This is a genomic window from Nitratireductor sp., assembly GCF_017794765.1.
In the GTDB taxonomy this organism is placed as follows: Bacteria; Pseudomonadota; Alphaproteobacteria; order Rhizobiales; family Rhizobiaceae; genus Nitratireductor.
Genome location: NZ_CP051236.1, coordinates 2,438,241 through 2,451,343, shown reverse-complemented (window position 1 = coordinate 2,451,343; position 13,103 = coordinate 2,438,241). Strand labels below are relative to the sequence as shown.

The following is a 13,103-nucleotide window of genomic DNA, read 5'->3' as shown; positions in this document are numbered from 1 at the left end:
TCGGACTGCCGAACCTCGCCAGGCTGTTGCCTCCGTGGACCAGCTCGGATCGCCGCACCCGCACAGATGCCCGCTACTCGAGCATTCCTGCAGCATGCGGAACTCCCTCGATGACTTCTCGAACCAACTGAAATACTCCCTCCAGCTCATGCATTGGAATGCCACCGAAGGCGAGCCGCAACGCCTGCGGCACTGCAACTGTCGTCGCAAATGGCTCCGCACTGGAAGCCAAAATGCCATGCTCCTTCAGGCGCGAAACAACTGGCTCGGCCCGAGCACCCTTTTCCAACGGCAACCAGGCGAAGCCTGCGTTGCGATGAGAAAGAATGGCCGACCTATTCAAAACGCTGTGGCAAAGCTTCTGGCGCTCTGCGCCATCACGCCGCCGAGCCATTTGAGAGCTGGCGAGCGTGCCATCTTCTATCCAGCCCGTGGCAAGACCGGAGATAAGCGCCGGGGCATTCCAGGTGGTCGCCCGGATGGCTTCGAGCAGTCGGTCTGTGTACAGCGCAGGGGCGATCACATAGCCCAGGCGTAGCCCTGTCGCGAGATTCTTGGAAAAGCTCCCAACGTGAAACGTTCGCTCCGGCGCGAGGGAGAGGAGACTGGCCGGAGGGTCCGGCTCCAGAAAAGCATACGCCGCATCCTCGATGATCAGCAGGTCGTTCTCACGTGCAACCTCAATCAGGCGCAGGCGCGTCTCCTCATTCATGACCGATCCCAGGGGGTTGTGAACTGTTGGCATCAGATAGACGCAGCGCACTTTTCGTTCACGACATTGTCGTTGCAGATCTTCTGGATCCATCACGCCGCCCTTCCCGTCGACCGGAACGAGTTCGAGCCCCTGCAACGCGGCAATGGATTTGAAACCTGGATAGGTCAGGGTGTCGAGTGCGATCCGTTCCCCGCGCCGAAAAAGCCCGAGAGCGAGTATCGCCAGCCCGTGCTGGCCACCGGACGTGACGAGAAGGCTTTCGGGGTCGACCGGTCCAAGGGTCGGCGAAAGGCTTTCGGCGATGATCCGGCGCTCGTGCCTTCGCCCGCCGTGCGGCTGGTAGCGTAGCATCGCCTCCAGGTCGCCACTCGCGGCAAGCCGCCTTAGGCCCGATCGCAACTTATCTGCATCGGCTGCGTCACCTGGCATGTTGAAAACCAGGTCGATGAGGTCATCGTTGGCGATCTGCCGGACCCCAAGCGCGGGTGGCAAAGCCAGATCCCGCACGAACGTGCCGCGCCCGGCTTCGCCGACAATCAAGCCCCTGCGCTCCAACTCGCCGTAAGCCCGCGTCGCCGTGGCAAGTGCCACCTTGAACTGCTCTGCAAACGCGCGATGTGTCGGAAGCTTCGTACCCGGAGCCAGCTTGCCATCCTGAATCGCATTCGAAAGCATGTCGGCGAGGCGAATGTATCGAGGTTTTCCCATATCCCGAATGTATCCAGTACAATTTAAAAATTGTCATACTAATTTCCTCATGGCATAGCAATCCCGATTGAATTCTTGAGGCCCCCGATGTCCAGAAACATGTCAGCTTGCCTTCTTGCCGCTGGTCTCTTCACGGTGACGTTCGCCGTAAACCTTCAGGCTCCGCTCTATGATGCCTACGCGGCGGAAAGTGATGTCGGAGCGACGGCTGTGACGGCCGCGTTCGCGGCCTATGTCGGAGGTCTTATGCCGACCCTGTTGCTACTCGGCGGGCTCTCGGACAGGATAGGACGACGGGGCCCCATCGCCCTGGCTTTGATACTGGGCGCTGTCGCAACAGCACTTCTCGTGCAGGCACCTAGCTGGACAAGTCTTGTGGTCGCGCGTTTCCTGCTGGGGATCGGGACCGCTCTCGCGACGACCAGCGGGGCCGCCTACATGACAGAAATTCTAGGCCAGGATCGCGCGAAAGGTGGCGCACTCGTCGTCACTTCCGCCACATCGCTTGGCTTTGGAGGGGGCGCTTTGGCGACAGGTATCAGTCTTGGACTGCAAGGACCAACGCTTCTGCCAGCCAGCTACATCGTACTCTTTGTGGCAGCTCCCGTCCTTGCCGTGATTGCCCTCGGGCTGCCTCGGGTTGACAGCGCCAAACCCGTTTCCCTTCTGCGCCTGCCTGTCTTCCCCTCCGGCACTTGGGTATTTGGGGCAGCAATGGCGCTGGCCTGGTCCACAACCGGGATGACAATCGCGGTCGTTCCGCTGGAACTTGCCGCTAACGACCTTGGCGGATGGACGGGACTCGTCATCTTTCTGGCGATCTTCGTGGGTTTCCTTTGTCAGCCGATTGCCCGACGCATGACCAATGGCGATGCGCTTGCTCTGGGATTCGTTTTGATCCCACTCGGCTTCCTCGTCCTCCTCGCCGGAGTATTTTTCAAGGTTTTGGCATTCGTTCTCGCTGGCACATGCATCACCAGCGCTGCAAGCTATGGCTTTACCTATCTGGCTGCACTGGCAGAGGTTTCGCTACGTGCACCGGATGACAGGGCGCGGGCTACAGCGGGATTGTTCGTGTATGCATATTTCGGGTTTTCCCTGCCGGTTATCGCCAGCGGCGCACTGGCAGACATGCTCGGTCTGTTCCTGGCAATGGTAATTTTTGCAACCCTCCAGATCGCGGTCACCGCGATCATCGTCATCACGTGGAAAAGGACGGGTGTTTCACCCGCCGTCGCCCTGGATGCCGGATGACATTGCGCTTCCGGACGCCAGATCGGCGAAATATGTTGATCGTACACCCATTCTGATTGTCGCAACTGCTGGGAAAACGCACCATTCGATGGCTTCTTCGGGTGCTTCAAATATCTGGAGAGCCCGGTCTCAGGATCCGACCCGCCATACGCATTCCAAAGAAGAAGCCGCACTCACCGTGTCTTGCTGCCCACACAGACCCGTGGCGTTTCTCGCTCCTGCAGATTGCAGACGTCTCAAATCAATCGAGGATCGACCTGTTTACCCGTTCCGGTTTGCAGGGAGGTCAGGACTTCGGGGGCGCTTCAACAGCTTCGTTCAACGCGTGGCGGTCATCATCGCTGCCTTCAGCGCTGCAGCGCCTTCAAGCACCACGTCCACGGATGGGGAGAATCCTGCGGCCAGCATCCGCCGCGCCATCACGTGTTCGCCCGGGCGATTGACGGTTTCCACAGCAACAAGTCGACCGCCCGCATAGAGATAAACGGCAAAGGCACCACTCTCAGGATCGCCAGTGATCACCTCAGCGTCCACGCTGAAGGAAAGCCCCGCCATCTGCAGCTTGCGCTCGCCCTGATCGGACCAGAACCATGGTACCGCATCGTGGACTGCATCCTTGCCGAGCATGGACTTTGCGGCGATACGCGCCTGGTCGGTGGCGTTCTGGACCGATTCGAGGCGCAACCTGCGCCCCGAGCCGCCCTGCGGGAAGGAAACACAATCGCCGATGGCATAGATGTCATTGGCGCTGGTGCGGCAGGAAGCATCCACATGAATACCGTTGTCGCAGACAAGGCCGGTCGATTCGGCCAGTGAGGTGTCCGGCAGTGCTCCGATTCCCACCAACACCAGATCAGCGGGAAGCGCCTGGCCCGAGGATGTCATCACGGCACGTAGTCTGCCATCCTCGCCATCGAGCCGCTCGACACCGGTATTGGTCATTATTCTGACGCCGAGGCCCTCATGATAGCCATGCATATGGTCTGCAACGGGTTTGCTCACGGCGCGACCGAGGATGCGTTCGGCCGTTTCAAGAACGGTTACATTCTTTCCCGCAATGATGGCTGTAGCAGCCACCTCAAGCCCGATAAAGCCGCCGCCGACCACAACGACGTTCTGTGCGGATGCCAGGGCATCGCGCAGCAGACGGGCATCGGCGCAGTCACGCAGATAAAAAATGCCCTCGAGTCCAGAACCCGGCACCGACAGCCGGCGGGGTTGGGCGCCTGTCGCAAGCAGGAGCTTGCTCCATTCAAGCTGCCTGCCATCGTCCAGCGTCAGCGTTCGGGCACCCTGATCGATGGCCGTGGCACGAACGCCTGTAAGCAACTCGATATTATGGGTTTCATAGAACGCCTGCGCCCGCAGGATCTGAGGCTCCGCATCGGCGGCCTTCAGAAAAGCTTTCGAGAGCGGTGGTTTATGGTAGGGCAGTTCGGGATCTTCCGAAACAAGCGTTAGCCGCCCGTCAAAGCCTTCCTCGCGCAGGCTCGATGCGGCCTGCACGCCCGCGTGGCCAGCGCCGATGATGATGATGTGCCCGTCCAGTGTCTGTCTCCCGCCTCGAGCGATCCCAGAATACCAAGGCACGACATAGTGAGCGTTGGCTCCTTGAGCAAGCCCGGGCCGGGCACTCCGCCACCACCACCACCACCACCTCCTCCTCCTCACATTGATTTGGAGTATCGCATAGTTTTGCCCTCCGGCGGGGCTCATGCCGGAGGGCGCGCTGCAACAACCCTGTCTAGAACAGGGCCGCGGTCTTTTGCAGCGTTATCCAGACACCCCAAAGAATGGGGATGCCGACGACGGCCCAGGCGGCCAGCGTCTTGCCATCGAACCCGCCCTTGCCGATGCCGAAAGAGCCGGTCGGGCCGGCATCGGCTGCCGCAGACTTTGCCTGGAGCCTGGCGACTTCTTCCTCCGGCATGTACCATTTCTCCGAAAGTGGCTTGACGAGCATGTTGCAGATCAGGCCGAGAAGCAGCATTCCGGCCAGGATGTACATCGTAAAGTCGTAGACCTGCTCGCGCGGAATGCCCGCATTGAGCTGCGCCTCGCGTATGTAGTTCACCACCACTGGGCCGATGATGCCGGCTGTCGCCCACGCCGTCAGCAGCCGGCCATGTATCGCACCAACGAACTGCGTTCCAAAAATGTCAGCGAGATAGGCCGGCACTGTGGCGAAACCTCCCCCATACATGGACAGGATGATGCCGAACATCAAAACGAAGAGGACCTGGCTGCCCATATGGGCTGCAGAAGGCGCCAGCGCATAGAGCACGATGCCGATCAGGAAGAACGCGTAATAGGTGTTCTTGCGCCCGATCTTGTCCGACAGCGAGGCCCAGAAGAAGCGACCGCCGATGTTGAACAGCGAAAGGAGACCGGCAAACCCCGCAGCAATCGCGGCAATGGCAGATTTTTGCGACGCATCGAGCTCGTTGAAGGTCAGCTCCGGCAATCCGAGCAGCCGTCCGCCGAAAATCTCCTGAAGCATGGGCGAAGCCATGCCGATAACGCCGATTCCGGCCGAAACATTGAGCGTGAGCACAGCCCATATCAGCCAGAACTGTTTTGTCCTGTGGGCGTCACGCAGATGGACATGTCGCGAAGTGATCATCGACTTCGCACTCTTCTCCGGGGGCGTCCAACCCTCCGGACGCCAGCCCGCAGGCGGAATGCGATAGCCGAACGCGCCGCCCATCATGAAGACGAAATAGATGGCTGCCATGATCAGAAAGGTCTGCCAGACACCAACGGAACTGGCGGTTTTGAACGTGTTCATCAGCATATCGGCCAAAGGCGCGCCGATCATGGCGCCGCCGCCAAAGCCCATGATCGCCATGCCCGTCGCCATGCCGCGCCGGTCCGGAAACCATTTGATCAGGGTCGAGACGGGCGAGATGTAACCAAGCCCCAGCCCGATGCCGCCGATCACGCCGGCGCCAAGCCACATCAGCCAGAGCTGATGAAACATCACGCCAATGGCGGCAACGGCGATGCCGCCGCACCAGCAGAAGGCTGCGACCACACCCGCCTTGCGCGGGCCCGCTCTTTCGAGCCAGCCACCCCAGATCGCCGCAGCCGAACCGAGCAGCACGAAGAAGAGCGTGTAAATCCAGCCCAGATCCGAAACCCGCCAGTCACAGCTCGTGGTGAACAGCGCACTGACAAGCGTCATGTCTTCGCACACGACACGCTGGGAAATGCCGATGGCCTGCGTCAGCGGCAGCCAGAACACGCTGAAACCATAGGCCATGCCGATGCACAGATGAATCGCGAGGGCAGCCGGTGGCACCAGCCAGCGGTTAAAGCCCGGCTGGGCGATGATCCTCTCCCTCTCGAGTATGCCGCCTTCCGGGGCGCCGGATAATGTTTCACTTGCTGCGGACATAAGTCTCCTCCTCCTGCCGGGTGTGCCGGCAGCCGTCCTGCTGGTTAAACATGTGATGATCCCGATTGATGTGGCCTGCCGCCCTCCGCGACAGGCACTTCCGGGTCGGGACCCGGATGTCGATAGCGTCCTCCTCTTACCTCGACTTGAGATAAGCAACGCTCGTGCCAGTAAGCACGCACCAAGGATTTCAGATACTTATCGGCTGCGCGGTTGCCGAAATGGACAATTTGTCCAAAACGTCAGGACATTTTGTCCGGCGCGTTCAACGGGCTTCGGGTAGCCAGATCGTGAAGCGGGTTCCCTTGCCCGGTCTGCTTTCGACCGAGATCTTGCCGCCCTGACGGCTGATCAGGGTCTGGCTGATCGACAGACCTAGACCGGTTCCTTCCCGTCGCTTGGTGGTGAAGAATGGATCAAAGATCTTCTCCAGCATGTCGGGTGTCATGCCGACACCGGTGTCGGTGATCTCGATAACGAGCCCCTGCCTGCCTTCAGGATCCTCATCACGGCTGACGATTGAAAGCACTCCCCCATCGGGCATGGCGTGAATGGCGTTTACGATCAAGTTCACGAGCACCTGCTGGAGTTCAGTCCGGTTCATCAAGACAAGCCGGGTCGCCAGATGATCCTGCGTGACGGCGATTTCCGCCTTGTTGAGAAGATGCTGAACGAGCGGCAGCGTGTCCGTGATCACGTCTTTTGGGGAATGACGCTCCAGAAAACCCGCATATTCTTCCGGCTTGGCAAACTGAAGTAGCTTGGTCACGATCTGGCTGATCCGGTGGACCTGTTCGTCAAGCAACCGGAACTCGGTTCGCGCCTCGTCGGCGCGCTCACCCATCACCTGACGCACCACTTCAAGATTGCCCTGGATTACGGCAATCGGATTGTTGATTTCATGCGCCACACCGGCGGTGATTTCGCCAATGGCCGCCAGCTTTTCCGACATGATGAGTTGACGGGTGGTGGCCTCCAATTGCCGGTTTGCGAGCCGCAGTTCGCGTGTGCGCTCCTCCACCCGGGCGTTCAGTTCCTCGTTCCAGGCGCGCAATTGCCTGTCGCGCTCCTGCAATCGCTCCAGAAGCAGATCGAGATGCTGCGCCACCCGGCCGATTTCATCATCGACGCCATGAATGCCCGTGCGCGCTCCCAGATCCCCGCCTTCCACCTCGGAGATGGTGCCTGCCATGCGCTCCAGCGGCTTGAAGATCGAACGCGCCCAGCGCAGGAACAATGGAACGCTCAGAGCCGTGATCGCCAGAAACGCAACAGCGATTGTCAACAGCGTTGCGTATTTGGCTTCCGTGAAGGGTGCTTCCAGAAAGCCGACATAAAGCATCCCGACACGCTTGCCGAAGCTGTCGGTGATCGGCTCATAGGCGGAGATATACCAGTCATTGACAACAAAAGCGCTGTCGAGCCAGACGCGCCCCTCGCCGAGCACCGCAGAACGCACGATACTCGACACGCGCGTGCCGAGCGCCCTGCGCCCCTCGAAGAGCCGGACATTCGTGCTGATGCGCACATCGTCGAGGAAGAGCGTTGCGGTTCCCTGGCTTCCCTCTGGCAGGCTCGCCTCCCGATAGACGAGATCGTTGATCGTGTCGATGAATTCGAGGTTCCGGTTCAGGAGACTGCCGCCGACAAGGGCAGCGGGACGCCCTCCGGGCAAGCGCACCGGCGTTGCCGAATGAACGACCATGCCGCGCGTTTCGGCTGCGCGGTCCGTGGGCACGGCATTGGCCGTGGGCACCAGCTCCAGCCGGGCGCGCGTAGCCAGCACCGGCGCGATTGAAGCCAGTTCATCCTCGGAAAATATGTCGATCCCTGTGGACGCTTCTCCCGAAAGTGCTGCCTCGATGATCGGCCAGTCGGAGCGCGGAACGCCTGCAAGCTTCGGCGCCGATGTCACAACGCTGCCATCTGCAGGGATCAGATACACAAAGTCGAGATTGAGTGCGCGGCGATGTTCTTCCAGGAGCGCTTCCAGACCGCCTCCGCCAGCCTCCACGACATCGCGAAAACGTGCCGAGCGGCCCAGCGCCGTGATGCGTTCGCCAGTGTTTTCCAGCAATCGTGCGAAATATTGATGGGCAATCGTCAGGTCGCCATTGACCTTGGAGATCAGCGCGGCATCGAACTTCGCGTTCCACCGATAGACTGCCATGCCCAGAAGCAGAGGCAGGATCACAAGCGTGGGTAAAAGCGCGATCACGAGGAGGCGAAAACGGACCGACCGCCCTTGCCCCCCGCGCCGGTCAGGATCTAATCGGTCAGACATTCCAGACGGCACATTTGCGGTCGATCGTCTTGCGGGAAATGCCGAGCTGGCGCGCGGCAGCCTCCCGGTCGCCGCCCAGCCGGTTCAGCACGGCAAGTATGTGGCGACGCTCGATATCGGCAAGACTTTCCCCACCCTCGACGCTGTCGGGCACGGCTCGGATCCCACCGCCGAAATCGTGCGGGAAACGGCCGAGAATCAGTGTCCGCTCTATGAGATTGCGCAATTCACGTACATTGCCAGGCCACCCATAACTCGCAAGGGCAGCTCGTGCATCCGCCCCAATGGGCACTTTGGGCATTCCAAGCTGTTGAGAGAGCTTGGTCATGAACAGGTCGGCAAGTTCCTGCACATCCTCGCCACGATCCCTGAGCGGGGGCAGATGGATCTGCATCACGTTGATGCGGAAGAACAGATCGGCGCGAAACTGGCCGGCTTCCACCAGTTTTTCGAGTTCGGCGTTGGTTGCAAAAACAAAACGCAGGTCGACAGGAATTTCGCGTTCCGATCCCACAGGCCGGATGCGCCGGTCCTCGAGCACGCGCAGAAGCTTGCTCTGCGTGGCTGGCGGCAACTCGCCGATCTCGTCGAGAAACAGGGTTCCGCCCTGCGCATGCATGAAAAGCCCTTCGCGTGCCGCCTCCGCGCCGGTGAAGGCACCCCTGAGATGGCCGAACAACTCGGTCTCGATCATGTCGGGTGGAATGGCAGCGCAGTTCACGGGCACGAAGGGCTTGTGAGCCCGGTCCGACAGTGAATGGAGAGAGCGCGCAGCAACCTCCTTGCCAGTACCGGACTGGCCCGTCAGAAGCACCGAGGTCGGCAGCGGCGCAACGCGGGCAATCGTCTCCCGCACGTCGCTGATCGTTTTGGATCCACCGATCAGCTTGTCACGCAGGAGCACGTGATCGGAGGTCGATTTCAGTTCATAACGCAACACATAGTTTTCGCGCTGGAGCCGCATCTGGTCGAGACAACGCGCCACCGCGTTCAAAAGCTGGTTGGAGCGGAAGGGTTTCAGAATGAAATCCACAGCACCGGCGCGCAGCGCCTGAATAGCAGTCTCCAGATCCGCGTAGGCCGTCATCAAAATGGCATTGGAGAAAAAGCCGATAGCGCGCTGCTCGGCCAGCCAGTCAACGCCATTCTTGCCTGGCATGATGTTGTCGAGGATCACCACATCGTAATGGTTGGTGTCGAGCTTGCGCGATGCCTCCTCGGTGTCGGCGGCCTCGTCGAGCCGATTGCAGCGGGGGCCGAGCGTCCGCGAAAGAAAGTTTCTCATGCCCGGCTCATCGTCGATCACGAGAATGGAGGCCTGAGCCAGCCATGGGCCGAATTCCGGATCCGCCGCCGTGTTGCGTGGTGCTCTTGCCGCCTGTCCGCTCGCCATATCCTCCCGATCCCCCTCCGGTGTGGAGCCGCATGATTAGCCAAGCTTCCGTGGAAATCAAATAGGGTTTCCCCTACTCCCCGCCGCCCAACTGGAAGGATTTGCGCCACTGATCCAGAAATGCCTTCCGCTTTGCCTGGTCGAGCCCGACCAGCAGCGCCGGGGAAAGCGCAATCGGCCTGAACGCAGCCTCTTCAGCCGAGGGGCCGGCTCCCGTGTCGATGCGATTGAGCATGGCCGGACCGTTGAGCGACGAAAAAAGACGGGACGGGCCCGAGAGGAGGCGCTGCCCCGTATCGGTCAGCGCAAGCGCGATCAGCGCATTGGCGGCGCGCTTGTTGCGGGCGTGGCGCGAAACAAGAGCCGCACGCGACAATGCCAGTGTGTAATCGGAAGGGAAGATGATGCCGATGCGCGGGTCCTCCTCCTGCCGGGCAAGCGCATAGGATCCCAGAACATTGTAGCCAAGCACGAGCCGGCCGGTGCGAACACCGTCGATCACCTCGGAGCTGCAACAGAAGAGTCGCGCGCGGTTCTGACCAAGGCTCTCGAGCAGCCGCCCCCATGTGGAGGCCTGCGAGGCGTCCTCGAAAGCGAAGATATAGCCGACACCGGAGCTCTCGATGTCGTAGGTGCCGATGCGGCCTCGAAAACGCTCGGTCTGACGCAGAAGATCGACCAGCTCGAAGCGGTTGCGCGGAACTTCTTCCGGCTTCAGTCCTTCACGGTCATACACGATGACGGCCGGCTCGTAGGTAAGACCGACGAGTTCATTGCGCCATGACGCCCAGTCGGGCAGATCGGGCGGCAGGCTGAAGCGGAATGGCTCCGAGCATCCGTCATTGACAAGCCGTACCTGCTCGGGAATGGCCGACGAAATGACGGTGTCAGCGAAAAATTCTCCCTTTTCACAAGCATCGGCGACGGCGGCGTAAAGATCCAGACTGGTCATTTGCCGATAGATGACCGCAGTGGAAGGGTTGGTGCGCTGAAACTCGCGGATCAGCGGTTCTATGAAGACAAGATCGGTGACACTGCCGATAACAAGCGTTTCGGCTTCTTCACCGGATGCGTCGAACCGCGTGTCTTCCGCCATGGCCGATGGCGGCACAATCCATGCTGCCAACAGACACAGTCCGAAAATCAGGCGTCTCATGATGCTTTTGTTCCTTCCCGGGCGAGCGGCAGATCAAGGCTGATGGTGAAGCCCCGCTCCTCACGATCCAGCGTGATGCGGCCGTGGTGAAACTCAGCGACCTCCCGGACGATGGCGAGCCCCAGCCCGGCGCTTTCCGGCTTGTTGGGATTGATTGCAAAACGATGCCCGATTTCGCTGGCGTCGCTGACAGGCAGCCCCTCGCCCGCATCGGTAACCGCAATGCGCGCCCGGTCGTCGCCCACGGTGACCACGAGATCGATGGGCGGCTTTCCGTGCGCATGCGCGTTGTTCAACAGGTTCTTGATCGCTTCACGCAGGCTGAACGCATCGCCACGAACCATCACGGGTTCCTCCGGCAGATCGAGCCTTATGCGCGGTTTGCGCCCGCCTGCGATTTGCACAAAGTCGCGCTCTGCGCCAACGGCAATGCGGCGCAGATCCAGCGGCTCGAGCGGAGCGGTGTCGGCGCGATGCGTCACGAGCGCGTGGCTCAGAAGCTGATCGGTCAGACGGTTCAGGCCGATCGCGCGGCTGCGAATGCGGCGATGCAGCGTCTTCAGGCGCTGTGGATCGTCTTCGTCCAGGGCGAGTTCGCTATGCGCTCTCAACGCGGTGATGGAAGTGCGGATCTGGTGGGCGGAATCGGCGACGTAATCCTGCATGGCACGCACACGGCGGTCGAGCCTGCCCATGAAGCGGTTGATCGCGGCAACCAGCGCCGAAACCTCGTCCGGCGCGTGCATGGAGAATGGCGAGAGATCGAGCGGATCACGTTCCAGGATCGCTGTTTGAATGCGTTCGAGCGGGCGCATGGCATAGCGCATGGCAAGCAGCGCCAGGATCAGGATTGCAAGACCGGCACCGGCGATAACGGCAACTGCCTGGGTGACCATGCTGCGCGCCAGTTGCTCACGGCTTCCGGTCGTGTGCGCCACGATGATATGGATGTCGCCGCTCACCGCCCGTTCCGCGAGCCGGCGCAGCATGACGAGTGCGCGGACCCGCTCGCCCCCGAACTGGACTTCGTAGGTGTAGCCGCCTTCCGGGATGGTGGCCGCGTCAGGCAGCGGGAAATCCTCGTATCCGGTGAGTGTGGTGCCGTCGGGCTGCGTAACGCGGTAGAACACGCGTTCATCCTTGGCGAGCGACAGGAGTTCGAAAGCCGACACGGGTATATCGACACGCACCTCGCCTTCGACAACAAAGATGCGCTCCGCGATCTGCAGCGCGGCCCCCTGCAGGAGCCGGTCAAATGCCTCATTGGCCGCCTGTCGGCCATAACCATAAGCTGCCCAGATCGTGGCGGCCACGGCCAGCGTCAGCACCAGCGTGAGCGAGATCGTCAAACGGTAGACGATTGAAAGGCTGCGGCCGGGCAAGGCCTGACGTACGGGGTGCCCCATCACGTTCCCGATTCCATCGAAACCGCCTGATAGCCAAGGCCGCGCAATGTCCGGATTTCAAGACCGGATCCCTCGATCTTTCGCCTGAGGCGACCGACATAGAGCTCGACCGCATTCGGGTTGCGCTCCTCGTCGTGGCCGAACAGCCGGGTCAGAAGATCTTCTTTTTCAAGCACACGGTCGCGGTTCGTCAGAAAAATTTCCAGAAGGGTCTGCTCGCGCCGCGTCAGTTCGCATGGTTCCCCGTCGATCAGGACCCGCCGGGCGGCCATGTCAAAGGTCAGCTTGCCAACAGACAATGTGCGGTCGGCATCGCCGCTGCGCCGGCGGACGATGGCGCGAATTCGCGCTTCCAGTTCGCCCAGATCGAATGGCTTGATCATGTAGTCGTCGGCGCCCAGATCAAGCGCATCGATCTTGTCGTTCGCGGCAAGGCGTGCTGTCAGAACCAGAACCGGAACGCGGTTTCCGGCCGCACGCAGTTTCTTCAGGAAAGCAATTCCCGATCCATCCGGCAGGTTGATGTCGAGCACGATCAGATCGTGATGGGCCATGGCCACGAAGTGTTCGGCATCCTCGAGCGTTTCGGCGCGATCGCTCACATGGCCGGACTTCTCCAGCCGCCTCTCAATGGCTTCCGCGACATCGCGCGTATCTTCGACAATCAGGAAATGCATTTTTCCGGACAATGACAGCTTGTTGACAGGGTCACCCTATAGGCTCTCCTTCGTCATGAGAACAATCTCCTGACAAACCGTTCCGTCCACTGGGAGGTCGGCGGTATCAAAAA

9 protein-coding genes are annotated in these 13,103 nt (G+C 60.7%); 1 reads left to right on the top strand and 8 read right to left on the bottom strand.

Annotated elements, in window-relative coordinates; translation table 11 throughout:
• Window positions 1–73 precede the first annotated feature (73 nt).
• Window positions 74–1,423, bottom strand: a complete 1,350-nt coding sequence (locus HF949_RS11590; protein WP_292895424.1) for an aminotransferase-like domain-containing protein — start codon at window positions 1,421–1,423, stop codon at window positions 74–76.
• Between the two features lie 87 nt (window positions 1,424–1,510).
• On the opposite strand from HF949_RS11590, the gene HF949_RS11585 reads away from it, so the two are divergent.
• Window positions 1,511–2,677 (top strand): MFS transporter, encoded by a 1,167-nt coding sequence (locus tag HF949_RS11585; RefSeq protein ID WP_292895422.1) that lies wholly within the window; start codon window positions 1,511–1,513, stop codon window positions 2,675–2,677.
• A gap of 318 nt (window positions 2,678–2,995) precedes the next feature.
• Here the strand turns inward: HF949_RS11585 and HF949_RS11580 are convergent, their stop codons facing one another.
• The 7 genes from HF949_RS11580 to HF949_RS11550 form a co-directional block, all read right to left on the bottom strand.
• Entirely contained in the window at window positions 2,996–4,225 is a 1,230-nt protein-coding gene (locus tag HF949_RS11580) for an NAD(P)/FAD-dependent oxidoreductase (protein ID WP_292900141.1), read from the bottom strand.
• Between the two features lie 196 nt (window positions 4,226–4,421).
• The gene (locus HF949_RS11575) at window positions 4,422–6,074 is read right to left on the bottom strand and encodes an OFA family MFS transporter (protein WP_292895420.1); all 1,653 of its coding nucleotides are present in this window, start codon (window positions 6,072–6,074) and stop codon (window positions 4,422–4,424) included.
• 265 nt (window positions 6,075–6,339) lie between these two features.
• Window positions 6,340–8,358, bottom strand: coding sequence for an ATP-binding protein (locus HF949_RS11570; protein ID WP_292895418.1), 2,019 nt, complete (start codon window positions 8,356–8,358; stop codon window positions 6,340–6,342).
• Complete coding sequence (locus HF949_RS11565; RefSeq protein WP_292895416.1) at window positions 8,351–9,751, bottom strand: sigma-54-dependent transcriptional regulator; 1,401 nt, start codon at window positions 9,749–9,751, stop codon at window positions 8,351–8,353. Before HF949_RS11565 ends, HF949_RS11570 begins: the two co-directional genes overlap by 8 nt.
• Before the next feature lie 73 nt (window positions 9,752–9,824).
• Window positions 9,825–10,907: an ABC transporter substrate-binding protein gene (locus HF949_RS11560; protein ID WP_292895414.1), complete on the bottom strand. Its 1,083-nt coding sequence runs from the start codon at window positions 10,905–10,907 to the stop codon at window positions 9,825–9,827.
• Window positions 10,904–12,313, bottom strand: a complete 1,410-nt coding sequence (locus tag HF949_RS11555) for a sensor histidine kinase (protein ID WP_292895412.1) — start codon at window positions 12,311–12,313, stop codon at window positions 10,904–10,906. The genes HF949_RS11560 and HF949_RS11555 overlap by 4 nt, the downstream gene beginning before the upstream one ends.
• Entirely contained in the window at window positions 12,313–12,990 is a 678-nt protein-coding gene (locus HF949_RS11550) for a response regulator transcription factor (protein WP_292895410.1), read from the bottom strand. The genes HF949_RS11555 and HF949_RS11550 overlap by 1 nt, the downstream gene beginning before the upstream one ends.
• Between the last annotated feature and the right edge of the window lie 113 nt (window positions 12,991–13,103).